The sequence below is a fragment of the Microbacterium abyssi genome (assembly GCF_015277895.1).
Taxonomy (GTDB): Bacteria; Actinomycetota; Actinomycetes; order Actinomycetales; family Microbacteriaceae; genus Microbacterium; species Microbacterium abyssi.
Genome location: NZ_CP063815.1, coordinates 2,209,652 through 2,232,167 on the forward strand (window position 1 = coordinate 2,209,652; position 22,516 = coordinate 2,232,167).

22 protein-coding genes, 1 pseudogene and 2 riboswitches are annotated in these 22,516 nt (G+C 68.6%); of the genes and pseudogenes, 15 read left to right on the forward strand and 8 right to left on the reverse strand.

Annotated elements, in window-relative coordinates; translation table 11 throughout:
• Positions 1 to 32: 32 nt before the first annotated feature.
• From IM776_RS10775 to IM776_RS10790, 4 genes are all read right to left on the reverse strand, one after another.
• Positions 33 to 1,661, reverse strand: a complete 1,629-nt coding sequence (locus tag IM776_RS10775; protein ID WP_194420044.1) for a peptide ABC transporter substrate-binding protein — start codon at positions 1,659 to 1,661, stop codon at positions 33 to 35.
• A 208-nt stretch (positions 1,662 to 1,869) separates the two neighbouring features.
• Positions 1,870 to 4,722 carry an aminomethyl-transferring glycine dehydrogenase gene (gcvP, locus tag IM776_RS10780; RefSeq protein WP_422730948.1) on the reverse strand — a complete coding sequence of 951 codons (2,853 nt, stop codon included), beginning with the start codon at positions 4,720 to 4,722 and terminating at the stop codon, positions 1,870 to 1,872.
• Positions 4,723 to 4,784: 62 nt separating this feature from the next.
• Positions 4,785 to 5,162 carry a glycine cleavage system protein GcvH gene (gene gcvH, locus IM776_RS10785; RefSeq protein WP_194420046.1) on the reverse strand — a complete coding sequence of 126 codons (378 nt, stop codon included), beginning with the start codon at positions 5,160 to 5,162 and terminating at the stop codon, positions 4,785 to 4,787.
• On the reverse strand, positions 5,159 to 6,343 hold the full coding sequence (locus IM776_RS10790; protein WP_194422612.1) for a glycine cleavage system aminomethyltransferase GcvT: 1,185 nt from the start codon (positions 6,341 to 6,343) through the stop codon (positions 5,159 to 5,161). The genes gcvH and IM776_RS10790 overlap by 4 nt, the downstream gene beginning before the upstream one ends.
• Positions 6,344 to 6,398: 55 nt before the next feature.
• Positions 6,399 to 6,498: riboswitch (glycine riboswitch) on the reverse strand.
• A 1-nt stretch (position 6,499) separates the two neighbouring features.
• Positions 6,500 to 6,593: riboswitch (glycine riboswitch) on the reverse strand.
• A 153-nt stretch (positions 6,594 to 6,746) separates the two neighbouring features.
• Between IM776_RS10790 and IM776_RS10795 the strand changes: the two genes are divergently transcribed.
• The 7 genes from IM776_RS10795 (at position 6,747) to IM776_RS10825 (ending at position 14,022) form a co-directional block, all read left to right on the forward strand.
• Positions 6,747 to 7,319, forward strand: coding sequence for an NUDIX hydrolase (locus tag IM776_RS10795; protein WP_194422613.1), 573 nt, complete (start codon positions 6,747 to 6,749; stop codon positions 7,317 to 7,319).
• A gap of 158 nt (positions 7,320 to 7,477) precedes the next feature.
• Positions 7,478 to 8,770: a quinolinate synthase NadA gene (gene nadA, locus IM776_RS10800; protein WP_194420047.1), complete on the forward strand. Its 1,293-nt coding sequence runs from the start codon at positions 7,478 to 7,480 to the stop codon at positions 8,768 to 8,770.
• Positions 8,767 to 10,248, forward strand: coding sequence for an L-aspartate oxidase (nadB, locus tag IM776_RS10805; protein ID WP_194420048.1), 1,482 nt, complete (start codon positions 8,767 to 8,769; stop codon positions 10,246 to 10,248). The genes nadA and nadB overlap by 4 nt, the downstream gene beginning before the upstream one ends.
• Entirely contained in the window at positions 10,248 to 11,102 is an 855-nt protein-coding gene (gene nadC / locus IM776_RS10810) for a carboxylating nicotinate-nucleotide diphosphorylase (RefSeq protein ID WP_194420049.1), read from the forward strand. Before nadB ends, nadC begins: the two co-directional genes overlap by 1 nt.
• Positions 11,099 to 12,229: a cysteine desulfurase family protein gene (locus tag IM776_RS10815; RefSeq protein WP_194420050.1), complete on the forward strand. Its 1,131-nt coding sequence runs from the start codon at positions 11,099 to 11,101 to the stop codon at positions 12,227 to 12,229. The genes nadC and IM776_RS10815 overlap by 4 nt, the downstream gene beginning before the upstream one ends.
• 55 nt (positions 12,230 to 12,284) lie before the next feature.
• Positions 12,285 to 13,226, forward strand: a complete 942-nt coding sequence (locus IM776_RS10820; RefSeq protein ID WP_194420051.1) for a glycosyltransferase family 2 protein — start codon at positions 12,285 to 12,287, stop codon at positions 13,224 to 13,226.
• Positions 13,227 to 13,248: 22 nt separating this feature from the next.
• A complete protein-coding gene (locus IM776_RS10825) occupies positions 13,249 to 14,022 on the forward strand; it encodes an SDR family NAD(P)-dependent oxidoreductase (protein ID WP_194420052.1) in 774 nt (257 codons plus the stop codon).
• Between the two features lie 11 nt (positions 14,023 to 14,033).
• On the opposite strand, the gene IM776_RS10830 is transcribed toward IM776_RS10825, so the two are convergent.
• A complete protein-coding gene (locus IM776_RS10830; RefSeq protein ID WP_194422614.1) occupies positions 14,034 to 16,094 on the reverse strand; it encodes an ABC transporter ATP-binding protein in 2,061 nt (686 codons plus the stop codon).
• A gap of 222 nt (positions 16,095 to 16,316) precedes the next feature.
• On the opposite strand from IM776_RS10830, the gene IM776_RS10835 reads away from it, so the two are divergent.
• Complete coding sequence (locus IM776_RS10835) at positions 16,317 to 17,726, forward strand: MDR family MFS transporter (RefSeq protein ID WP_194422615.1); 1,410 nt, start codon at positions 16,317 to 16,319, stop codon at positions 17,724 to 17,726.
• A gap of 27 nt (positions 17,727 to 17,753) precedes the next feature.
• Here IM776_RS10835 and IM776_RS10840 read toward each other — a convergent pair whose 3' ends face one another.
• Positions 17,754 to 17,900: a hypothetical protein gene (locus IM776_RS10840; protein WP_194420053.1), complete on the reverse strand. Its 147-nt coding sequence runs from the start codon at positions 17,898 to 17,900 to the stop codon at positions 17,754 to 17,756.
• Positions 17,901 to 18,015: 115 nt separating this feature from the next.
• Here IM776_RS10840 and IM776_RS10845 point away from each other — a divergent pair, with 115 nt between their 5' ends.
• The 3 genes and pseudogenes from IM776_RS10845 (at position 18,016) to IM776_RS15880 (ending at position 19,601) form a co-directional block, all read left to right on the forward strand.
• Positions 18,016 to 18,519, forward strand: a complete 504-nt coding sequence (locus IM776_RS10845; protein WP_194420054.1) for a DUF6328 family protein — start codon at positions 18,016 to 18,018, stop codon at positions 18,517 to 18,519.
• Between the two features lie 47 nt (positions 18,520 to 18,566).
• Positions 18,567 to 19,136: pseudogene (locus IM776_RS10850) on the forward strand (1-acyl-sn-glycerol-3-phosphate acyltransferase); the annotation flags it as partial.
• 108 nt (positions 19,137 to 19,244) lie between these two features.
• Entirely contained in the window at positions 19,245 to 19,601 is a 357-nt protein-coding gene (locus tag IM776_RS15880; protein WP_323741062.1) for a GNAT family N-acetyltransferase, read from the forward strand.
• Positions 19,602 to 19,667: 66 nt separating this feature from the next.
• Here IM776_RS15880 and IM776_RS10855 read toward each other — a convergent pair whose 3' ends face one another.
• Positions 19,668 to 20,123: an SRPBCC family protein gene (locus IM776_RS10855; protein WP_194420055.1), complete on the reverse strand. Its 456-nt coding sequence runs from the start codon at positions 20,121 to 20,123 to the stop codon at positions 19,668 to 19,670.
• A gap of 218 nt (positions 20,124 to 20,341) precedes the next feature.
• Between IM776_RS10855 and IM776_RS10860 the strand changes: the two genes are divergently transcribed.
• The 4 genes from IM776_RS10860 (at position 20,342) to IM776_RS10875 (ending at position 21,933) form a co-directional block, all read left to right on the forward strand.
• Positions 20,342 to 20,641: a Fe-S cluster assembly protein HesB gene (locus IM776_RS10860; RefSeq protein ID WP_194420056.1), complete on the forward strand. Its 300-nt coding sequence runs from the start codon at positions 20,342 to 20,344 to the stop codon at positions 20,639 to 20,641.
• 125 nt (positions 20,642 to 20,766) lie between these two features.
• On the forward strand, positions 20,767 to 20,937 hold the full coding sequence (locus tag IM776_RS10865; RefSeq protein WP_194420057.1) for a hypothetical protein: 171 nt from the start codon (positions 20,767 to 20,769) through the stop codon (positions 20,935 to 20,937).
• Positions 20,938 to 20,981: 44 nt separating this feature from the next.
• Positions 20,982 to 21,530 (forward strand): type 1 glutamine amidotransferase domain-containing protein, encoded by a 549-nt coding sequence (locus IM776_RS10870; protein ID WP_194420058.1) that lies wholly within the window; start codon positions 20,982 to 20,984, stop codon positions 21,528 to 21,530.
• Complete coding sequence (locus IM776_RS10875; protein WP_228479725.1) at positions 21,511 to 21,933, forward strand: barstar family protein; 423 nt, start codon at positions 21,511 to 21,513, stop codon at positions 21,931 to 21,933. Before IM776_RS10870 ends, IM776_RS10875 begins: the two co-directional genes overlap by 20 nt.
• Positions 21,934 to 21,941: 8 nt before the next feature.
• On the opposite strand, the gene IM776_RS10880 is transcribed toward IM776_RS10875, so the two are convergent.
• A complete protein-coding gene (locus tag IM776_RS10880; RefSeq protein ID WP_228479726.1) occupies positions 21,942 to 22,514 on the reverse strand; it encodes an alpha/beta fold hydrolase in 573 nt (190 codons plus the stop codon).
• Positions 22,515 to 22,516 lie beyond the last annotated feature (2 nt).

Sequence of the window (22,516 nt, forward strand, 5' to 3'; positions counted from 1 at the left end):
GGTGTGCACCACCGCCTCGTCGCCTGCCGGCGTCAGCCGATCTTGGTGATCTGTTCGTACAGCGGGACGGAGTTCCAGCCGAACTGCACGTTGTCGACCGTCTCGCCGTAACCGCCGACCACGTTCGAGTACCACAGCGGCGTCGCGGGGAGGTCCTGCAGCAGAATCTCCTGCGCCTGCTGGAAGAGGCCGTTCGCCGCCTCCGGGTCGGTCTCCGAGATGCCCTGCGAGAGCAGGTCGTCGAACTCGGGGTTGGAGTAGTCTCCGTCGTTCGAACCGGCGTTGGTCGCGTAGAGCGGGCCGAGGAAGTTGTACAGTCCCGGGTAGTCGGCCTGCCAGCCGGTGCGGAACGCGGTCTCGATCGTGCGATCAGTGACCAGGTCGCGCAGTTCCTGGAAGGTCGGGTAGGGAGCACCCGATGCCTCGATGCCCAGCGTGTTCTTGATCGAGTTCACAGTGGCGTCGACCCAGGCCTGGTGGCCGCCGTCGGCGTTGTAGCCGATCTGGAACTCGCCGCTCCACGGGCTGATCGCGTCAGCCTCTGCCCACAGCTCCTTGGCCTTCTCGGGGTCGTACGCCAGAACCTCGGCGCCCTCGAGCGAGTCGGACCAGCCATCGATGACCGGCGAGGTGAAGTCGCTGGCAGGGGTGCGGGTGCCCTGGAAGATCACATCGGTGATCTCCTCGCGGTTGATCGCCATTGACAGCGCCTGACGGCGAAGCACGCCCTCGTCGCCACCGAAGTGCTCGAGGCGCTCGGGGATCGTGAACGACTGGAAGATCGCCGCAGGCTGGTTCACCGCGCGGTCGCCGAGATCGGATTCATACGATTCGAATGCCGAGTCCGGAATGGCATCGAGCACGTCGAGCTCGCCCGCGAGCAGGTCGGCGTACGCGGAATCCTGTGAGGCGTAGAACTTGATGTTCAGTCCGCCGTTCACGGGGGTGCGCGGGCCGTCGTAGTCGGGGTTCGACACGAGGTTGATCCCGACGTCGTGCTGCCAGGCGCCTTCGCCCTCGAGCATGTACGGGCCGTTGCCGATCGGGCTCTCGCCGAACGCTTCGATGTCCTCGAAAGCGACGTCCGGCAGCGGGTAATAGGCCGAGTAGCCCAGGCGCTGAGCGAAGTCCGACGCCGGCTTGTTCAGCGCGATCGTGAACGTGTAGTCGTCGACCTGCTCAAGACCGGTCAGCTCGGAGTCTTCGTCGTAGCTGAAGCCCTCGATGTCCTCGAAGAAGTAGCTGGAGAGCTGCTCGTTCGAGGCGAGTGCGCCGTAGTTCCACGCCTTGATGAAGTTGTCTGCGGTGACCTCTTCACCATCGGTGAACTTCAGACCCTCGCGGATGGTGACGGTGAGGTTCTGCGGGTCCTCAACAGTGATGTCCACCGCGACATCGTTGAACACGGAGCCGTCTGCTGCGTAGCCGATGAGGCCCGCGAACATCGCGTCGAGGATCTTGCCGCCGCCGACCTCGTTGGTGTTGGTCGGGATCAGCGGGTTCTGCGGCTCGGAACCGTTCACCGAGATGATCGCCGAGGCGTCTCCCTCGGTGTCGCCTTCGCCGTTGCCGGTGTCATTGTTGCCTGCGCAGCCGACCAGCACCATCGCGCTGGCGGAGAGCAGACCGACCCCGGCCAGGGTGATCTTGTTTCGCTTCATTTTGGTGTCCTCCTGTGGACAGGTCCAGGGCGCGTCGGCTTCGGACGCACCGGATACACCAGAGGCTACGTGACGTTACAACGTCGCGACAGCTCCGTTAATGAACCGTTACTGACTCGCCACATCTCCGAAACAGCTGCGAGATGCGGCGGAAACGCCGACGCGCCCTGCTGCGCATGACAGCAGGGCGCGTCGGAGCAGGCGGTTCCTAGGCGAACGCCTCGATGGGCGGGCACGCGCAGACCAGGTTGCGGTCGCCGTAGGCCTGGTCGATCCGGCGCACCGGCGGCCAGTACTTCGCAGCGACGAGCGAGCGCACCGGGTACGCGGCCTCCTCGCGGGTGTACGCGTGATTCCATTCCGCCGAGATCAGCGACACCGCGGTGTGCGGCGCACCGACCAGAGGGTTGTCGTCGGCGGGCCAGCGACCTGCCGCGACCGCGTCCGCCTCCTGCTTGATCATGATCATCGCCTCGATGAACCTGTCGATCTCGCCGAGATCCTCCGATTCGGTCGGCTCGACCATCAGGGTCCCCGGAACGGGGAACGACATGGTCGGGGCGTGGAATCCGTAGTCGATGAGCCGCTTGGCGACGTCGTCGACCGTGATCCCGGTGGCCTCCTTGAGCGGGCGCAGGTCGAGGATGCACTCGTGCGCGACCCGGCCGTTCTCCCCCGCATACAGCACCGGGTAGTGCTCGCCGAGGCGCGCGGCGATGTAGTTCGCCGACAGGACGGCGGCTGCCGTGGCATCCCGCAGCCCTTCCGCGCCCATCATGCGGACGTACGACCACGAGATCGGCAGGATGCCGGCCGAGCCGTACGGCGCCGCCGACACGGGCCCGCCCGCGAACTCGAAGCCGCCGGCGTGCATCGCGCGCTGTGCGAGCGGGTGAGCGGGCAGGTGCTCGGCCAGGTGCGCCTTGGCCGCCACCGGTCCGACACCTGGCCCGCCGCCGCCGTGCGGGATGGCGAACGTCTTGTGCAGGTTCAGGTGCGAGACGTCGCCGCCGAGGTCGCCGAACCGGGCGAAGCCCAGCAGCGCGTTGAGGTTCGCGCCGTCGACGTACACCTGGCCGCCGGCCTCGTGCACTGCGGAGGTGATCTCGACGACGTCCTGCTCGTACACGCCGTGCGTCGACGGATAGGTGATCATGAGCGCGGCGATCTCATCGGCGTGCGCGGCGATCTTCGCGCGCAGGTCGTCGAGGTCGACGTTGCCGAGGTCGTCGCACGCGACGACGACGACCTTCATGCCGGCGAGGACGGCTGATGCCGCGTTCGTGCCGTGCGCGGACGACGGGATCAGGCACACCGTGCGGTGCTCGTCGCCATTGGCCAGGTGGTAGCCGCGGATCGCCAGGAGCCCGGCGAGCTCGCCCTGCGAGCCGGCGTTCGGCTGCAGCGAGACCGCGTCGTAGCCGGTGACCTCGGCCAGCCATCCCTCGAGCTGGTCGATCATCTCGAGATAGCCCTCGACGTCTGCGACCGGGGCGAACGGGTGGATCTGCGCGAACTCCGGCCAGGTGATCGAGGCCATCTCGGTCGCCGCATTGAGCTTCATGGTGCACGAGCCGAGCGGGATCATGCCGCGATCGAGCGCGTAGTCGCGGTCGGCGAGGCTCTTCAGGTACCGCATCATGGCGGTCTCCGAGCGATGCACGTGGAAGACCGGGTGCGTGAGGTACTCGTCCTTGCGAATGAGCTGCGCCGGCAGCGCGCCGGCTTCGACTCCCTGCGGTCGCTCAGCCCGTTTCGTCTCGCTTCGCTCGCTCAACGCTCCGAAGGCGGAACGCTTGGCGCCGAAGACCGTGGCGACGACACCGAGGTCGTCGAGGCTCGTCGTCTCGTCGACCGAGACGCCGATCGTGCGGTCGTCCACGAGGCGCAGCAGGATGCCGTGCTCATCGTGCGCGCGGGCCACGATCGCCGCGGCATCCGGGGTGCGCACCTCGACGGTGTCGAAGAACGCGTCGTGGACGACGTCGGCGCCTGCCTCGACGAGCCGGTCGCGCAACGTCGACGCGCGAAGGGCGACGTTGCGGGCGATGTTCGCCAGCCCGTCAGGGCCGTGATAGACCGCGTACATCGACGCCATCACGGCCAGCAGAACCTGCGCGGTGCAGATGTTCGAGGTCGCCTTCTCGCGACGGATGTGCTGCTCGCGCGTCTGCAGCGACAGCCGGTAGGCGGCCTTGCCATCGGCATCCACCGAGACGCCGACGAGGCGCCCGGGCAGCTGACGCTCCAGGCCCTGGCGCACGGCCATGTAGCCGGCGTGCGGGCCGCCGAACGCCATCGGAACGCCGAATCGCTGGGTCGTGCCCACTGCGACGTCTGCGCCGAGTGAGCCCGGCGAGGCGATCAGGGTGAGGGCGAGCAGGTCGGCTGCGACGACCGCCAGTCCCCCGGCGACGTGCGCCGCGTCGATCACGGCCGACGGATCCCAGACGAGACCGGATGCCGCGGGGTACTGCACGAACACGCCGAAAAGCTCGTCCGGAAGCTGTTCACCGCCGGACAGGTCCCGCTCGACGAGCTCGATGCCCAGCGCCTCCGCGCGGGTCTGCAGCAGCGCCTTGGTCTGTGGGAATGCGCCGGCGTCGACGACGAACACGTCGGACTTCGACTTCGAGGCACGGCGGGCCAGCAGCATCCCCTCGGCCACCGCGGTGGACTCGTCGAGCATCGACGCGTTCGCAGTCGTGAGGCCGGTGAGGTCGGCGACCATGGTCTGGAAGTTGATCAGTGCCTCGAGGCGTCCCTGCGAGATCTCCGGCTGGTACGGCGTGTATGCCGTGTACCAGGACGGATTCTCGAGCACGTTCCGCTGGATCACGCTCGGGGTGATCGTGCCGTAGTAGCCCAGGCCGATCATCGGCGTGTTCACCGTGTTGCGGGATGCGAAGCCGCGCAGCTCGGCGAGCGCCTGAGACTCGGTGGCGGCGTGCGGGATGCGTGTCTCCGAGGTCGGGACGGCATAGATGGAGCCCGGAACGGCCTGGCGCATCAACGTCTCAAGAGGTGCGTCAGCGTCGATGAGTCCGAGCGCATCGAGCATGGCGCGCTGGGTCTCGGCGGTGGTTCCGATGTGGCGATCGGCGAATGCGGTCACGACGGCGATCAACCCTCCGTCAGCGCGGTGTACGCGTCACGGTCCAGCAGCGCATCGGCCGCGCCGTCAGCGATCGTCACCTTGATGAGCCAGCCGCCCTCGAAGGGCTCGGCATTCACGAGCGAGGGGTCGTCCACGACAGCGTCGTTGACCTCGACGACGGTGCCGGCCAGCGGCGCGTAGAGCTCGCCGACGGACTTGGTCGACTCGATCTCGCCGACGACGGAGCCCGCAGTGATCTCGGTGCCGACGGCGGGGAGTTCGACGAAGACGACATCGCCCAGCTTGTCAGCGGCGTAGTCGGTGATGCCGACGGTCGCGGTGGCGCCGTCGATGGCGAGCCATTCGTGCTCGTCGGTGTACTTGAGGCTGCTGAGATCGGTCATTTCTTCCTCCGGTAGAAAGGCAGGGCGGTCACGGTTGCGGGAATCTTCGTCCCGCGCACATCCAGGTTGACGGTGGTTCCCGCTTCGGCGGATGCGGGGTCGATGTAGGCCATCGCGATGGGGTGGCCGAGCGTGGGGCTGAGCGCTCCGCTGGTGATCTCGCCGAGCACCGTGCCGTCGTCAGCGACGACGGCGTAGCCGGCGCGGCCCGCGCGCTTCCCCTCGGCAGCGAGACCCACGAGGACACGGGCGTCGTCGTCGGGAGCGACGGCGAGCTTGCCGACGAAGTCGTCCTTGTCGGATGCCACGACCCGACCGAGTCCGGCCTGCGCGGGCTTCGTCTCGAGCGAGAGCTCGTGGCCGTACAGCGGCATGCCCGCCTCGAGGCGAAGCGTGTCACGGGCCGCGAGACCGGCCGGGACAAGTCCGTGCGGCGCGCCCGCGGCGAGCGCGGCATCCCAGAGGGCGGCGGCATCCTCGCTGCGGACGAGCAGCTCGAAGCCGTCCTCGCCGGTGTACCCGGTGCGCGCGATGAGCAGCGGCGCACCGAGGAAGAGGGCATCGGCCCACGCGTAGTACTTCTGCTCGGACCACGGCGTGCCGACCTCGGTGATGCCGTCGATCGCGGCGACGATCGCCTCGGATGCCGGACCCTGCACAGCCAGCAGCGCGTAGGAATCTGAGACGTCCTCCACATCGACTCCTCGGTCGCCGAGGAAGCCCGCGAAACTGCGGTCTTCGCCCTCGGCGCGCGGGGGAAGTTCCCGCTCGAGCCGCGACGGGAAGGCTCGCACGCGGGAGGCGAGCGCCGAATCGACAAAGCCCCGATTACCGGCGTTCGAGATGATCAGGAAGCGGTCGTCAGCGAGGCGGTAGACGATGATGTCATCGATGATGCCGCCGTCTTCGGCGAGGACGAGGGAGTACTTCGCCTTGCCGACAGTCATCGGGGAGATGCGTCCGGCGAGCGAGTAGTCGAGGAACTCGGCGGCGAAGTCGCCCGTGACGAGGAACTCGGCCATGTGCGAGATGTCGAAGAGTCCCGCCGCCTGCCGCACCGCGTGGTGCTCGGCGAGGTCGGACGTGTAGCGCACCGGCATCTGCCAGCCGCCGAAATCCGTGAAGGACGCACCGAGCGACTCGTGTCGTTCGCGCAGCGGGGTGTAGCGGGCCTCGGCCATGAAGTTCTCCCGTCGATCGGAAGGATGCCGTACGGAATGCACGGTATCCGAGAACTCCCCCTCTGTCATGGGCCTGAGAGTTTCGCGTCCCGGGCCTGTTGAGAGGTCGGGACGCTTTCACCGTCGGCGGATCCGTGGATCGCTTTCCAGAGTGGCCGGGCGTGCACGGTATGGGTACCTGAGAGATTGGCGGGGAGGCTTGCTCCTTCGGTGCCCGATCACGTTCATCGGGCTCTCCCGCGCAGGTCATGCGGCCTGTGTTCACTTAGCGCTCCCAGCATACCGGCATGCCTGTTCTAAGCTCGACGGCGTGGACGCATCCTCCGGAAGCTCCGACGCGATCCGCGTCGCCGTCTCGACCGTCATCTTCTCGCTGCGCGCCGGCGCGGACGGCGACCGACTGATGCTTCCCCTGGTCCGGCGGACGCGCGAGCCGCACCTGGACTCCTGGGCGCTGCCCGGCGGATGGCTCGATCCCGCCGAGGATCTGGATGCTGCGGCATCCCGCACGCTCGCCGAGACGACCGCCCTGAAACCGAGCTATCTCGAGCAGCTCTACACGTTCGGCGACGTCGACCGCTCCCCCACCCGCGTCGTCTCGATCGTCTACTGGGCGCTGCTGCGCTCCGATCTCGTCGACGCACAGCGGGCCGCCGCGGACGCCCCTGAGAATGTGGAGTGGTTCGACGTCGAAGACATGCCGATCCTCGCCTTCGACCACAACCGCATCGTCGAGTACGCGCTGTGGCGGCTGCGGAACAAGGTCGGGTACAGCTCGATCGGGGCCGGCCTGCTGCCGGATGAGTTCACGCTCACCGAGCTGCGCGAGGTGTATGAGGCCGTCCTCGGGCGGCGTCTGGATCCGTCGAACTTCCGCCGTCTGCTGGAGGGATCGGACGAGCTCGTGCCGACCGAGTCATTCCGCACCGGCAAGCATCGGCCTGCGCGCCTGTTCCGGCTTGCGGCTGAGACCTGATTCGCCCCGCTGCGCTCGCTCAGCCCGTTTCGTCTCCGGCGCTCCGCGCCTGCGCTCAACGACCCGCGTTCGCGACGCCCGCACTTTGCACTTATGGTCAGCTCGACATAATCTGGAATCGCACACTAAGTGTCGAGATGACCAGAAGGCGGCGCCCGATGCCCACGTCAACCATCCGCACCACTGATCCCTCCGTCGACCACCTGATCCAGGCGGCTCCGGCTGACTCCTGCAGCACCGACCTCGCCGCGGGGCCCTGGACGTTCGACACCGTCCCGGGCTACGGCCCCGGCTCGTCGATGGGCGATGTCATCCCGACCGGCGCACCGCGCCAGGGCGAGTTCCCCGCCGCATATCGCGAGGCGAGCGAGGAGGAGCTCGACCGCCGCATCCGCGCAGCGAAGGCCATCCTCGGGGATCGCGTCGTCATTCTCGGGCACTTCTATCAGCGCGAGGAGGTCGTGCAGCACGCCGACTACGTGGGCGACTCCTTCCAGCTCGCGAACGCCGCTCTCGAGCATCCGGACGCCGAGGCGATCGTGTTCTGCGGCGTGCATTTCATGGCCGAGACCGCCGACCTGCTCTCCACGCCCGACCAGGCCGTGATCCTGCCGAACCTCGCGGCCGGCTGCTCGATGGCCGACATGGCCGACATCGACCAGGTCGAGGACTGCTGGGAGCAGCTCGAAGATGCGCTCGGGCCGCTGGATGCCGTGGACGAGACCGGTCGCGTACCCGTCATCCCCGTCACGTACATGAACTCCTCCGCCGTGATCAAGGGATTCGTGGGACGCCACGGCGGAATCGTCTGCACATCGTCGAACGCCGAGACTGTGCTGGCGTGGGCGTTCGAGCGCGGGCAGCGCGTGCTGTTCTTCCCCGATCAGCACCTCGGCCGCAACACCGCCAAGGCGATGGGCGTGCCGCTCGAGAGGATGCCGATGTGGAACCCGCGCCGGCCGCTCGGCGGGTCGTCGGCCAGCGAACTCGTCGACTCGCGCGTCATCCTCTGGCACGGGTTCTGCTCGGTGCATCGCCGCTTCACGGTCGCGCAGATCGACCAGGCACGCGCCGAGCACCCCGATGTGCGCGTCATCGTGCACCCGGAGTGCCCGATGGAGGTCGTGGATGCCGCCGATGAGGCGGGATCGACCGACTACATCCGTCGCGCGATCGCGGGTGCGGCCGAGCCCACGACGTTCGCGATCGGCACGGAGATCAATCTCGTGCGGCGCCTGGCCGCCCAGTTCCCCCAGCACGAGATCTTCTGCCTCGACCCGGTCGTCTGCCCCTGCTCGACGATGTACCGCATCCACCCCGGATACCTCGCGTGGGTGCTCGAGGAACTGGTCGCCGGGCGCGTCGTCAATCAGATCTCGGTGACCGCCGACGTCTCGGAGCCTGCACGCGTGGCGCTGGAGCGGATGCTGGCCGCGAAGCCCCGCGCATGAACATCATTGTCGTCGGCTCCGGCATCGCCGGCCTCACCGCGGCTCTGCACGCCTCCGAGACCGGTCACGCAGTGACGCTCGTGACCAAGGAGGCCCTCGGTGGCGGATGCACCGCTCTCGCGCAGGGCGGCGTCGCCGGCGTCTACGGCCCGGGCGACTCCCCCGGTTCGCACGCCGACGACACGCTGATCGCCGGCGCGGGAGTCTCGGATGCTGCAGCCGTGGACGTCCTCGTGCAGGACGGCTCAGCTCGGATCGCGGAGCTGATCGCCCGCGGCGTCGCGTTCGACCGGGATGCCGACGGCGTCCTGCTGCTCGGCCGAGAGGCGGCGCACACGCATGCGCGCGTCGTGCACGCCGGCGGCGACGCCACGGGAGCGGCGATCTCGCACGCGCTGGTGCAGCACGCGCGATCCGCCGAGATCGAGATCATCGAGAGCGCTCTGCTGGTCGACCTCCTCACGGACGACGGCGCCGTGCACGGCGTCCGGATGCTGCGCGACGATGCGCTCGTCGACATCCACACGGACGCCGTGATCCTCGCCACCGGCGGGGCGGGGCGGCTGTACGCGCACACGACGAACCCCGCCGAGGCGACCGGCGACGGGATCGCTGCCGCGATCCGGGCGGGGGCTGCGGTCGCGGACCTCGAGTTCGTGCAGTTCCACCCGACGGTTCTCGGCGCCGGGACCCCCTTTCTCATCTCGGAAGCGGTGCGCGGCGAGGGGGCCGCGCTCGTCGACGACGAAGGGCGCCGGTTCGTGTTCGACGTCCATCCGGACGGTGAGCTCGCCCCTCGTGATGTCGTCGCTCGTGCCGTCGCGCGACAGGCCGCGTTGCAGGGGTCGGCGGTGCGGCTGGATGCCACGATGATCGGCGCTGCGCGCCTGGCCGAGCGATTCCCCACCATCGATCGTGTCACGCGTGAGCGCGGCTTCGACTGGGCGCGGGAGCCTGTCCCGGTGACGCCCGCTGCGCACTATCTGATGGGCGGTGTCGTGACGGACCTCGACGGTCGCACGTCCGTCCCCGGGCTCTTCGCCGCCGGAGAGGTCGCCCGGACGGGAGTGCACGGCGCGAACCGGTTGGCGTCGAACTCGCTGCTCGAGGCCGCGGTGTTCGGGGCGCGGGCTGCTGCTGCGGTGACGAGCAGCGGGCTCAGGTCGCGAATTCTGCCGGTATCCGCGGTTCTGAGCGGCGGAATTCGCGACCTGAACGTCGTTGGTTTCTCACGAAGCCACCTCCAGCACCTGATGTGGGACGAGGTCGGACTCCTCCGGACGCGAGACGGCTTGACCGAGGCCCTCGATACGATCCGCTCCTGGCGCGCAGCCGCCCCGCACCCGACCACCAGCGCCGAGTACGAAGACGCCAATCTCCTGCTGGTCGCAGAGGCGACGGCATCCGCTGCCCTCGCCCGCCCGGAATCGATCGGCGCGCACCATCTCGACCACGAACCCGCCCTGATCGGAGCCTGATGCTGACCGCCGCCACCCTCACCCGCATCGTCGGCGCAGCCCTCGAAGAGGATGCCCCGTGGGGCGACCTCACCAGCACGACGCTGCTGCCCGCCGACGCCACGGCTACCGCCGACCTGGTTGCCCGCGAGTCCGGCGTGCTCAGCGGCGGCGACGTGTTCGTCGCGGCGTTCACCCTCACCGACCCGACGATCACCGTAGATGTGCACGTCGCCGAGGGCGACGAGTTCGCGGCCGGCGATGTGCTGGCCTCCGTGTCGGGATCGGCGCGCAGCATCCTGACCGCCGAGCGCGTGGCGCTGAACTTCACCCAGCGCATGAGCGGCATCGCGACGCTGACCGCACAGTACGTGCGTGCCGTCGACGGCACCGGCGCGCGGATCGCCGACACCCGCAAGACGACTCCGGGGCTGCGCGCGTTCGAGCGCCACGCGGTCGTGTCCGGCGGCGGCAGCAATCACCGTTTCTCGCTGTCGGATGCCGTGATGGCCAAGGACAACCACCTCGCCGTCCTCCAGCGCACGGGCGACGACCTCGCATCGGCACTGCGCGATGCGCTCCAGGCACTGCCGCACACCACGCACGTCGTGATCGAGGTCGATCGGCTCGACCAGATCGAGGCGGTGCTCGCCGGCGGCGCACACACGGTGCTGCTGGACAACTTCTCCCTCGAGGATCTTCGCGCCGGTGTCGCGCTGATCGGCGACCGGGCCACGGTCGAGGCATCCGGCGGCGTGAATCTCGACACTGTCGGCGCTATCGCCGCCACCGGGGTCGACGTCGTCTCGGTCGGCGCTCTCACTCACTCCGCGCGCGCCCTCGATCTCGGGTTGGACCTGCGGATCGACGGATGATCTACCTCGACCACGCGGCGACGTCTCCGGTGCGACCGGAGGCGCTCGAGGCGATGCGCCCGTATCTCACAGGGGTGTTCGGCAATCCGTCCAGCCGTCACACCGCGGGTGAAGCTGCGGCGAGCGCGCTGGAGGACGCACGAGCACGGGTCGCACGGGTACTGGGAATGCGCCCGGGGGATGTCATCTTCACGGCCGGCGGTACCGAGGCGAACAACCTCGCGGTGAAGGGGATCGTGCTCGGCGTGCTCGACACCGACCGGCGGCATCTGATCACGTCGCCGATCGAGCACGAGTCGATCCTGGAGTCCGCGGCCTACTTGGAGCGATTCCACGGCGTGGAGGTGACGCGGGTCGCGGTCGATGAGAACGGCCGGGTCGCGCCGGATGCCGTGGCTCACGCGCTGCGCGACGACACGGCGCTGGTATCGCTAGGGCACGCGAACAACGAGATCGGCACGGTGCAGGATGCCGCGGCCATCGCCGCGGCCGTCGGGAGGGTGCCGCTGCATCTCGACGCCGTGCAATCGGCCGGGTGGCTGCCGCTGGCAGGTCTCGGCGCCGACGCGATCTCGGTCGCCGGGCACAAGCTCGGCGCTCCGAAGGGCACAGGGGCTCTTGCGGTGCGCGGGCGGGTTCCTCTGGAGCCTCTGCTGCACGGCGGAGGCCAGGAGCGCGGTCGCCGGTCCGGGACGGAGAACGTCGCGGGCGCGATGGCGCTGGCCACGGCGCTCGAACTGGCCGAGGCGGAGCGGGAGGTCATCGCCGCGCAGGTCGGGGCGCTGACCGGGCGGTTCATCACGGGCGTGCTCGAGGCCGTCCCCCAGGCGGTGGCGACCGGCGACCCGGTGCACCGCCTGCCAGGGACCGCGAGCTTCACATTCGCGGGGACGAGCGGGGAGGCTGTGCTGCTGGAGCTGGAGCGGCGGGGGGTGATCTCATCGAGCGGCTCGGCGTGCGCGGCGGGCAGCGACGAGCCGTCGCACGTGCTGCTGGCCTGCGGCATCGCGCCCGAGGTGTCGCAGACCTCGGTGCGCTTCACTTTCGGCCGTGAGCCTCTGCCGGAAGATGCACCGGAGCGGCTAGCCGCGCTGGTCGCGGATGCCGTCGGAGCTGTGTCGGGGTGAGCCGCCGGGGTCGTTGAGCGAGCCGAAGCTTCAGCGGCCCCCATAGACTCAGACCGTGCCAGACCCGATCGTCACGCTCATCGTTCCCGGTCGCGACATCGAGTCGTTCGCTCCGGCGGCGATCGCATCGCTGCAGGCGCAGACGGAACCGCGCTGGCGGGCGATCCTCATCGACGACGGGTCGGTGGACGCCACCGGTGACGTGTTCGGGGAGGCCGCGGCCTCCGACCCGCGATTCGAGGTCGTCCGTCACGAAGCATCCCGAGGTCTCGGCGCCGCGCGCAACATCGGCATCGACCGTGTCGACACGCAGTTCCTCGGCTTCCTCGACGGCGACGATGAGCTCACCCCGACCGCCCTCGAGCGCCTCACCGCGACTCTGGCGGAGACGGGCAGCGACTTCATCGCCGGAGCCTACGTCCGCACCCGCCCCCACGGTGAGGGCTACGTGCCCGGTCGCGTGCAACCCTGGACGGCCGCTGCGACCGACCCCGGGCGCCGCCGCACGAACATCTTCGATCACCCCGCGGCATCCGCCAACATCGTCGCTTGGTCGAAGGTCAGTCGCTCCGACTTCTGGAACGACCTGCGATTCCCCGAGGGCGTCGCCTACGAGGACCAGATCGTCGCCCAGCAGATGTACGCGCGCGCCCTCTCATTCGACGTGATCCCCGACGTCGTCGTGCACTGGCGCGTGCGTGCGGACGGCACCTCGATCACCCAGAGCAAGGATCAGCTGCCCGTGCTGCGCGACTATCTCGTAGCGCTCCGCGGCGGCATCCGCGTACTGCAGGATGCCGGAGCGCATTCCGCGGTGACCGCGCGGCTGGATCTCATCCTCGCCATGGACATGGCGCCGCTCCAGGAGATCGCCGCCTCGCACCCCGATCCCGCGTACGCCGCGGCGGTCACGGCGTTCCGCGACGAGCTGCGCGCCCTCCCCGAGTTCGCCGCCGTCCATCCCGACCCCGACTTGGCCACAGCGCTGTCGTGGTGACACACGGCCTACCGGAGCAATGATGAACGCCTACCTGGATTCCCTTTTCTCACTCGACGGCCGCACCGCGGTCGTCACCGGCGGCAGTTCGGGCATCGGCCGCGGCATCGCGACCGCCCTCTCTCGCGCCGGCGCATCCGTCGTCATCGTCGCTCGCGGCCGGGAGCGCATCGACGAGACCGTCGCGACGCTGACAGGCGAGGGATGCCGCATCGCCGGCATCTCGGGCGATCTGAGCACTCGCACCGGCATCCGCGAGGCCGCGGAAGCCGCGACCTCGCCGTTCGGCGAACCCGACATCCTGGTGAACTCCGCCGGCATCAACATCCGCCCGCCCTACGCCGAGATCACCGAGGACGACTGGGATGCCACGATGACCGTGAACGCCCTCGCGCCATTCCTGCTCGGGCAGCGGTACGGCGTCGGCATGGCCGAGCGCGGCTACGGCCGCCTCATCCACATCAGCTCGCAGCAGGCGCACCGCGCGTTCGTCGGCAGCGGCATCTACGGTGCGTCGAAGGGCGCTGTCGAATCGCTCATGCGGTCAGAGGCCGAGGCGTGGGGTCACCACGGCGTCACCAGCAATACGCTCGTCCCCGGTTTCGTGCTCACTCCCCTGAACGCCCGGTTGCAGGATGATCCGGTCAAGGTGGCGGAGCTCGCCGAGCGCACCATGATCGGCCGGAACGGACTGCCGAGCGACTTCGCCGCGGCAGCCGTCTTCCTCGCCGGCGCAGGCTCGGCCTACATCACCGGCCACTCGCTGTTCGTGGACGGCGGCATGTCCGCGCACTGACGCGGTCCGGATCATCCGTCGGCCGGATACACCCGCTGGTCGGCCGGCGGTCCGTCGAGCAGCGGAACCGACGCGGTGAGCGTGTCCACGGCATCCTCCGCGACTGAACCCTCCGGGGCACGATCGGCCCGCCGATCCGTGAACGCGGGCACCAGTGCGCCGCCGGTCGTCTGCTCGATCTTCGTCTCGGTGTCGAGGATCTGCGACGCCGCCACCTGCTGCGCGGCGAGCTCGGCGTAGAGCCCGCCCTGCGCCAGCAGTTCGCTGTGCGTCCCCGATTCGACGATGCGTCCGGCCTCGAGCACGTGGATCACGTCGGCGCCCATCACGGTCGACAGTCGATGCGCAATCGACAGCACGGTGCGCCCCTTGGCGGCTTCGTCGAGGGCCTCCTGCACGACGCGCTCCGACACGGTGTCGAGGGCGCTGGTCGCCTCGTCGAGCAGGAGCACCGGCGGGTCCTTCAGCAGCACGCGCGCGATCGCGATGCGCTGCTTCTCTCCGCCGGACAGGCGGTAGCCCCGCTCTCCGACGACGGTGTCGTAGCCGCGCTCGAAACCGGCGATGATGTGGTGGATGTTCGCCGCCCGGCATGCCGCGATCAGCTCGTCCTCCGACGCTCCGGGCTTGGCGTAGAGCAGGTTCTCGCGGATCGTCGCGTGGAACAGATACGTCTCCTGCGAGACGATCCCGACGTCGTCGATGATCGACTCTTGCGTGAGCGTGCGGACGTCCGCCCCGGCGAACAGCACGCTCCCGGCGTGCGCCTCGTACAGTCGCGGCGCCAGGTACAGCACGGTGGTCTTGCCGGCACCGGACGGGCCGACGAACGCGACGTGCTGGCCGGGGTCGGCCGTGAACGAGACCCCCTGCAGTGTCGGGCGGGTGTCGGGCGCGGCATCCGGGTATCGGAAGACGACGTCCTGGAACTCGACGCGCCCGCGCGGGCCGGGCGCCTGCGACACCGGGATGGCGTCGGGTGCGTCCTCGATCTCCGGCACCAGATCGAGGTACTCGAAGATGCGCGCGAACAGCGCGGACGACGTCTGCAGATCGAGCGAGACGCGCATCAGCCCCATCAGCGGCTGCAGCAGGCGCGCCTGCACGGTGGTGAACGCGACGACGGTTCCGGCCGTGATCGCGCCCTCGCCGCCCGCGATGAGATACCCGGCGACGAGGTAGATCACCGCGGGGACGGATGCCATCAGCACCTGCACGACGGCGAAGAACCCCTGACCGCTCATGGCCCGGCGCACCTGCAGCGTGACCTGGTTGCGGTTCTCTGCCTGGTAGCGCTCGGACTCGGTGCGCTGGCGGTTGAACGCCTTCGACAGCAGCATGCCCGACACGCTCAGCGTCTCCTGCGTGATGGCGGTCAGCTCCGACAGCGACTCCTGTGTCTCCCCCGCGATCCGTGCGCGCACCTGGCCGACCTTGCGCTGCACGATGATGAGGAACGGCATCAGCACGACGGCGATGAGCGTGAGCCGCCAGTCGATGAGGATCATCGCGACGAGCGAGGCGATCACCGTGACGACATTGCCGAGGATGCTGGTGACCGTGTTCGTGAGCACGCCGGACACCCCGCCGACGTCGTTCTGCAGGCGGGATTGGATGACGCCGGTCTTGGTTCGCGTGAAGAAGCCGAGCTCCATGGCCTGCAGATGCTCGAACAGGCGCACGCGCAGGTCGCCGGTGACGCTGTTGCCGACCGTGGAGGTCAGCCAGGTCTGCGCGACGCCGAGCACCGCGGAGAGCAGGAAGAGCCCGATCATGGCGAGCACCAGGCGAATGAGAAGCCCGATCTCCGGGCCGCCGCCGTCGACGGGGAACAGCGCGTCGTCGAAGATGCGCTGCACGATCAACGGCGGGATGACGGCGATCGCAGCGCCGACGATGACGAGGACGCCGGTGACGATGATGCGGCCGAGGTAGGGGCGGAACAGCGCCACGACGCGCCTTCCGAGTCCTTCGATCCTTGGCGCCTGGGCGTTCAGCTTCTTCTGCGCCGCCTCGTCGACGCCGCGGAATCCGCCGCCGCCTCCGCCGCGTCCGCCGCCCATTCCGCCCATGCTCATGCGCTCAGCCTAATCCGCGAGAAAATCTCATCCCGGCGGGAATGCGCCGCGTTCGGACGGGGTTATCCTGGAACGTCGCGCACGAGCGGATGCCGGGTCTGTCGGTTCCGTCTCAGGCCTTCCGCCACACCCACGCACTGAGGAGACGCTTTGGCCACCACATCAACCGGGTCGGTTCCCGCCGTCAAGCCCGCACCGCTCATCGCGCCCTCGGACATGCGCGTGATCTGGCTGCTGCTGGTGGCCGCCTTCGTCGCGATCCTGAACGAGACCACGATGGGCATCGCGATCCCGCACCTGAACACCGACCTCGGCATCCCGCCCGAGCTCGGGCAGTGGCTCACGAGCGCGTTCATGCTGACGATGGCGATCGTCATCCCGACGACCGGCTTCCTGCTGCAGCGCTTCACCACGCGTCAGATCTTCATCGCCGCGATGAGCGCGTTCACGCTCGGCACCCTGGTGTGCCTGCTCGCGCCGGGGTTCGCCGTGCTTCTGGTGGGTCGCGTGATCCAGGCCGGCGGCACCGGCATCATGATGCCGCTGCTGATGACGACGATGATGAACGTCGTGCCCCCGCAGTCGCGCGGACGCATGATGGGCCGCGTCGGGCTCGTCATCTCGCTCGCCCCCGCCATCGGTCCGACCCTCGCGGGCGCCGTGCTGAACGTGGCGAGCTGGCGTCTGCTGTTCGCCATCGTCCTCCCGATCGCGATCATCGCCCTCGCGATGGGCGCCAAGTGGATGACGAACCTCGGCGAGACGACCGACGCTCCGATCGACGTGCTCTCAGTCGTGCTCTCCGCATTCGGCTTCGGCGGCGTCGTCTACGGCCTCAGTCAGTTCGGCGGCGAAGGCGAATCTGGCGGAGCGACGATCGGCGTCGTGTCGCTCGTGATCGGGGGCATCGCTCTCGCTCTGTTCGTCTGGCGCCAGCTCGTGCTGCAGCGCGTGGACGACGCGCTGCTCGACCTGCGCGTGTTCCGCACCCGCAACTACACGATCGCCGTGATCGTGATGGCGATCCTCGCGCTCTCGATGTTCGGAACGCTCGTCCTGCTGCCGCAGTACCTGCAGAACGTCGCGGGTCTCGACGCCCTCCAGTCAGGACTCGTCCTGCTGCCCGGTTCCGTGCTCATGGGACTGCTGGGCCCCGTGATGGGCCGCATCTACGACGCTCGCGGTACGCGCACGCTGCTCATCCCCGGCACGATCATGGTCTCGGCCGCGCTGTTCTTCTACTCGACGGTCGGCGAGCACACCGTGTGGTGGCTGCTGGTGATCGCGCAGGCGATCATGTCGGTGGGGCTGGCGATGTCGTTCACACCGCTGTTCTCGGCGTCGCTCGGATCGCTGCGTCGTCACCTGTACTCGCACGGTTCCGCCGCGCTGAACACGATCCAGCAGGTGGGCGGCGCCGCCGGTGTCGCTCTGCTGACTGTGGTGTACTCGTCGATCCTGCACGCCGGCGAGCACGAAGGGCTCGACACCGCTGCGGCCGGCGCACCGGGTGCGCGGATGGCGTTCCTGATCGCCGCGATCATCTCGCTGGGCGCGGTGGCGCTGAGCGCCTTCGTGCGCAAGCCGGCGGATGACGTCGACGCGGAGTTCGTCGCAGGGCACTGACCTGGCAGGCGTGGTGCCCGGTGCGGTTTACGCGCCGGGCATCGCGCAGGAGCCGCCACCGCAGCAGCCTCCCGCGTTCTCCTCGCCCAGCAGGTTGAGGCCCGCGGGTGCCATCAGCGGCGCGCCCTGCGTGGCATCGGCCTGCACCGCGTCCTGAGTCTGCGAAGAAGTCATGGCACCCATGCTACGCCGACTATCGGACTTCGGCTCGGCCGCGGGATCCGCGCCGTCGATGCCCGCATCGTCAAGGGACTGGACAGAACCGGCGGCATCGCAGAAGACTCGACCCATGCACCGAGATGACCCCTCAGACGATGTCCTCCGCGAGGACGGCCGTGATGAGACGCCGAACGAGCGCGCCGACCGCAACTGGGAGGAGCTCATGCAGGAGTTGCGGGTCATGCAGACCGGCACACAGGTGCTCTCAGGATTCCTGCTCGCAGTCGCCTTCCAGCCGCGTTTCACCGAGCTCGACCCGCTGCAGGTCGGGCTGTACCTCATCCTCGTCGGCCTCGCCGCGTTGGCGACGATCCTCGCCCTCGCTCCTGTCGGCATGCATCGTTCGCTGTTCGGACAGCGCCGCAAGCCCGAACTCGTGCGGATGGGCTCGATGATGGTCAAGGCCGACCTGGTGGTCGTCGGCGTGCTCAGCGTCGGCGTCACCACTCTGATCGTCGACTTCACCCTGGATCGCACCATCGCGATCGTCGTCCTCGCCGTCGGGGCGCTCGTCGTCGTCGGTCTGTGGCTCGTGCTGCCGCTGATGGCACGCTCGACGCTGCGTTCGCGATGAACGCGCCCATGCCGGATCGCGCATGCCGCCTCGCCTACGGTTGAGACATGCTGCGACGACTCATCGCCCGCGCCTTCTGGGCCCTCAGCCGTTGGAAGCTGGTCGGCGAACCCGCACCTTCCCGTCCGACCGTCCTGGTCGGCGCGCCGCACACCTCGAACTGGGACTTCGCGCTCATGCTCGCGATCGCCTGGAGGCTGGGCGTGGAGATCCGGTGGCTCGGCAAGAAGAGCCTCTTCGCGGGCTGGCGCGGCCCCGTCATGCGCCGACTCGGCGGCATCCCCGTCGATCGCGCCGATCCGAGCCGCGTCGTCTCCGACGTGGTCGCCCGCATCCGCGCGGGCGAGGTGTTCGGCCTCGTGGTCACGCCCGACGGCACTCGCGGCAGCAATGAGTACTGGAAGTCGGGTTTCTACCGCATCGCGCAGGATGCCGGGATGCCGGTCACACTCTGCTTCGTCGATCGCACCACCATGACGACGGGGATCGGCCCCACGTTCGACGTCACCGGAGACATCACCGCGGACATGGACCGGATCCGGACGTTCTACTCCGACAAGTCCGGGTTCCGACCCGAGCTGCGCAGCGAGCCGCGCCTGCGCGAGGAAGGTCCGGCGCCAGTCTCGTTCACGATCAGCCGCGTGGCCCCGGAGGATGCGGGTGAGATCCTGACCGTGCAGCGCGCGGCATTCGTGTCGGAGGCACTCATCTACGGCGGCGTCGACATGCCCCCGCTGACGCAGACTCTCGAGCAGCTGAAGTCGGAGATCTCCGAGAACGACGGATGGGTGGCTCGAACCGACGGGCGGCTCGTCGGGGCCGTCCGCGCGGTCCAGGACGGCGATCTCCTCCTGATCGGGCGTATCGCGATCGCACCCGATATGCAGGGCGAGGGGATCGGGCGGGCGCTGCTCCAAGCTGCCGAGGACGGCAGCACCGCCCGTGAGGCCGAGCTGTTCACCGGGAGCCTCAGCGAGGCCAACATCCGCCTCTACGAGTCGCGCGGCTACGTGCAGACTCAGCGCGTTCCGCAGGATGACGGCACCGAGCAGGTCTTCCTGCGCAAACAGCTGCGCGCCTGACAGGCAGCTCGGCGTGCCGGAGCGGCCCGGTGCTGGGGATGGGGTCACCGGACCGCTCGGGCAGTCTCAGGCTTCGACGTCTCCCCGCCAAGCACCGGTTTCGGCGCCGCGACTCTCGATGAACTCCTTGAAGTTCTGAAGATCCTTCTTGACGGCATGCGAGCCCGCTCCGACCACCGCACCGGCCTTCTCGACGAACCCCTCCGGTTCCCAGTCGATCTGAGCGGTGACGCGCGTGGACGCATCCGTGAGCTTGTGGAAGGTGACGGCGCCGGCGTGTTTCGTCTCGCCGCCGGTGCTCGTCCAGGCGACGCGCTCGTCCGGATGCTGCTCCGCGATGACGGCGTCGAACTCTCGGTCCGCTCCGGCGACGTTGACCTTCCAGCGAGTCGTGGTGTCGTCGATCTGCGTCACGGACACGACCTCGTCGAGGAACTCGGGGAAGCTCTCGAACTGGGTCCACTGGTTGTAGGCCACCCGGACGGGAACCTCGACGTCGATGGTCTCGATGATCTGGGCCATGGTGTCTCCTCACTGTCGTCGGCTTGCCCGTCCATTCATCAGCACCCGGCGCGGTGCGCCCAGGGGGTTGACACGGGCCGCCGGGCGGATGTTCCGGTGCCCGGACTTGAGAGCTTCCTCACAATCCCGGGGCTCAGGTTGAAGACAGCGCCCGAGTGCGGAATCGTGGCCCGGACATGTTCTGTCCGGAGCATGTCCGCAAACGGAAGGAGAGCGCTGTGCTCACCCTGACCGAGAATGCAGATGCCGTCGTCACCACGATCGTCGGCCGAGAGGATGCCAGCGCAGACGCGGGGCTTCGCATCCAGACAGCGGAGGGACAGGGACCGAACGGCGAGGCTCGTTTCGCCGTTCACGTCGTGCCCTCCCCCGAACCCGCTGATGTCGTCGTCGAAGGTCCGGGCAGCCGGGTCTTCCTCGAGGACACCGCCGCCGAGGCTCTCTCCGACAAGGTGCTCGACGCCGGAGTGGACGATCAGGGGGCCGTGAGTTTCACGATCCTGCCACAGCCGGCCTGATCGAGTAAGACGTGCGAGTGGGTGGGATGCTTCGGCATTCCACCCACTTCGCTGTCATCCGTCAACCCCCTGTGGCGCTTGAGAGCGATCGCTGATGATGAGTGGACGATTCGAAGGAGGACGACATGTCTGACCCGAAGGACCCCCAGAACGACCAGGCCAGCGAGGTCCCAGTCGAGGAGACCCGCGACGACGACGAGAGCTTCGAGCCAATCACGCCCGAGGGTGTGCGGACCGGAACTCCGGCCGTTCCCGATCCCAAGGATTCACAGAACCCGCCGCCTCGTCGTCAGTGACCGACCCCGATCACCCGAGACGCAGCCCCGAAAGGAGACACATCATGGCAGAGCTCGATGGCAAGAAGGTGGCGTTCCTGCTCACCGACGGATTCGAGGACAGCGAACTGACCAGCCCCTGGGGTGCGGTGACGGATGCCGGCGCGCAAGCGCAGCTCGTCTCGCCCGCCGACGGGAAGGTGACCGGCAAGAAGGGACACGTCCAGGATGTCGACCAGCCGGTCGCCGGCGCCGATGCATCCGCTTTCGATGCGCTCGTGTTGCCCGGCGGCGTCGTGAACGCGGATCATCTGCGGATGGATCAGGATGCCGTCGCCTTCGCGAAGGCGTTCTTCGAGGCCCACAAGCCTGTGGCGGTGATCTGCCACGGCGCATGGATCCTGGTCGAGGCGGATGTGGTGCGCGGGCGGAAGCTCACGAGCTACCCGAGCCTTCGCACCGATCTGCGCAACGCCGGGGCGACGTGGGTCGACGAGGAGGTCGTGGTCGACGACGGTCTCGTGTCGAGCCGGACGCCGGACGACCTGCCGGCGTTCAACGCCAAGACGGTCGAGGAGATCGGCGAAGGCCCGCATGCGGGTCAGCACGCCTGATGGCCGAGTCCTGATGGCCGCGTACCGCATTGATGGCGAAGAGGTCGGCGGTATCGCCGACCTCTTCGAGCAGTTCAACCGAGAGTTCATGAGGGACGAGGACTGGCGGATGGGCACCAGTCTGGATGCCCTGAACGACGTCCTCCACCGCCTCGATGCAGAGTCACGCGACGGCGATCCGGCCGTCGTCGTCTGGCACGATCATGCCCGCAGCCGCGAGGTGCTCGGGTTCGAGACCACGCAGCGCTGGCTGCTGGACAAGCTGGCCCAGCCTCATGCGTTCGACGAGGCCCGCATCATGTCCGACCTCGACGCGCTGCGTGCCGGAACCGGAAAGACGTACTTCGACCTCGTGCTCGAGGTGTTCGCGGGTCACCCGCACATCGAACTTCAGTTGCGCTGAAGACCGCGTCAATCCCAGTCGAGGTATTCCTCGATGATGACGGCGGTCTCGATGGGGTGGGTGACCGGGAAGAAATGATCGGCGCCCTCGAGTGTCTTGACGCTCGCACGCTCGGGCGCGGTGGCTTGCAGACGCTCGCCGTTGGCGGGTGGCGTGACGGTGTCATCGGTGCCCTGGACGATCAGCACGGGGATCGCGGGTGCGAGCGGGGTGTCATCGTCCTCGGCGCCGAGCAGCAGCAGACCGTTGACACGGTCGGTGTGCGCAGCCGCGAAGGCCCGGGCGACGGTCCCGCCGTACCCGTGGCCGCCGATCCAGGTGTCTTCGAGGCCGAGGTGATCTATCAGCGCGAGGACGTCCGTCGCCTGCGAGCGGGCGGCGTCAGCATCCGCTCCATCGGCCTGCAGACCGATGCGCACGACATGGAAGCCTGCCTCCTCGGCGAGGTAGTGCGCCACTACTCCGAGACCGTCGCTGTCGAGGTCGCGCACAGTCACGAGCACCAGGGAGACGGGGCCCTCTCCCTCGACGAGGTACGGCACGGCGCGGCCTTCGGGCTCGAAGATGCTCTTCTTCGTCACTG

Excerpts from the sequence above, each read along its gene's own strand:
- IM776_RS10775 (WP_194420044.1), bottom strand. The coding sequence starts at position 1,661 with ATGAAGCGAAACAAGATCACCCTGGCCGGGGTCGGTCTGCTCTCCGCC.
- gcvP (WP_422730948.1), bottom strand. The coding sequence starts at position 4,722 with ATGCTCGATGCGCTCGGACTCATCGACGCTGACGCACCTCTTGAGACG.
- gcvH (WP_194420046.1), bottom strand. The coding sequence starts at position 5,162 with ATGACCGATCTCAGCAGCCTCAAGTACACCGACGAGCACGAATGGCTC.
- IM776_RS10790 (WP_194422612.1), bottom strand. The coding sequence starts at position 6,343 with ATGGCCGAGGCCCGCTACACCCCGCTGCGCGAACGACACGAGTCGCTC.
- IM776_RS10795 (WP_194422613.1), top strand. The coding sequence starts at position 6,747 with ATGCTTCCCCTGGTCCGGCGGACGCGCGAGCCGCACCTGGACTCCTGG.
- nadA (WP_194420047.1), top strand. The coding sequence starts at position 7,478 with ATGCCCACGTCAACCATCCGCACCACTGATCCCTCCGTCGACCACCTG.
- nadB (WP_194420048.1), top strand. The coding sequence starts at position 8,767 with ATGAACATCATTGTCGTCGGCTCCGGCATCGCCGGCCTCACCGCGGCT.
- nadC (WP_194420049.1), top strand. The coding sequence starts at position 10,248 with ATGCTGACCGCCGCCACCCTCACCCGCATCGTCGGCGCAGCCCTCGAA.
- IM776_RS10815 (WP_194420050.1), top strand. The coding sequence starts at position 11,099 with ATGATCTACCTCGACCACGCGGCGACGTCTCCGGTGCGACCGGAGGCG.
- IM776_RS10825 (WP_194420052.1), top strand. The coding sequence starts at position 13,249 with ATGAACGCCTACCTGGATTCCCTTTTCTCACTCGACGGCCGCACCGCG.
- IM776_RS10830 (WP_194422614.1), bottom strand. The coding sequence starts at position 16,094 with ATGGGCGGAATGGGCGGCGGACGCGGCGGAGGCGGCGGCGGATTCCGC.
- IM776_RS10835 (WP_194422615.1), top strand. The coding sequence starts at position 16,317 with ATGCGCGTGATCTGGCTGCTGCTGGTGGCCGCCTTCGTCGCGATCCTG.
- IM776_RS10840 (WP_194420053.1), bottom strand. The coding sequence starts at position 17,900 with ATGACTTCTTCGCAGACTCAGGACGCGGTGCAGGCCGATGCCACGCAG.
- IM776_RS10845 (WP_194420054.1), top strand. The coding sequence starts at position 18,016 with ATGCACCGAGATGACCCCTCAGACGATGTCCTCCGCGAGGACGGCCGT.
- IM776_RS15880 (WP_323741062.1), top strand. The coding sequence starts at position 19,245 with ATGCCCCCGCTGACGCAGACTCTCGAGCAGCTGAAGTCGGAGATCTCC.
- IM776_RS10855 (WP_194420055.1), bottom strand. The coding sequence starts at position 20,123 with ATGGCCCAGATCATCGAGACCATCGACGTCGAGGTTCCCGTCCGGGTG.
- IM776_RS10865 (WP_194420057.1), top strand. The coding sequence starts at position 20,767 with ATGTCTGACCCGAAGGACCCCCAGAACGACCAGGCCAGCGAGGTCCCA.
- IM776_RS10870 (WP_194420058.1), top strand. The coding sequence starts at position 20,982 with ATGGCAGAGCTCGATGGCAAGAAGGTGGCGTTCCTGCTCACCGACGGA.
- IM776_RS10875 (WP_228479725.1), top strand. The coding sequence starts at position 21,511 with ATGCGGGTCAGCACGCCTGATGGCCGAGTCCTGATGGCCGCGTACCGC.